The 246-nt window shown below is 41.5% G+C and carries 1 protein-coding gene; it reads left to right on the plus strand.

Going from position 1 to position 246, the window contains the following annotated elements:
* Positions 1-21: 21 nt before the first annotated feature.
* Positions 22-246 (plus strand): S4 domain-containing protein (locus AAEY62_RS24075; RefSeq protein WP_350636988.1); only part of this gene is annotated, 225 nt, incomplete at its 3' end.

The following is a 246-nucleotide window of genomic DNA, read 5'->3' on the forward strand; positions in this document are numbered from 1 at the left end:
TTCTGTGAGAGAACCATCCGAATGAGTGTTATACAAGGTGAAAAGTTACAAAAAGTCCTAGCCCGTGCTGGCGTAGGCTCACGCCGTGAAATGGAAAAATACATTGATGCAAACCGCGTTAGCGTTAACGGCAAAGTGGCTAAATTAGGCGATCGTGTTGAAGAAACAGATTCAATTCGCGTTGATGGCCATACAGTAAAAATTGAAGAAAAAGCGGATAGAATTTGTCGCGTAATTATGTATAAC

The sequence above is a fragment of the Pseudoalteromonas sp. GW168-MNA-CIBAN-0100 genome (assembly GCF_040309225.1).
Classification (GTDB): Bacteria; Pseudomonadota; Gammaproteobacteria; order Enterobacterales; family Alteromonadaceae; genus Pseudoalteromonas; species Pseudoalteromonas arctica.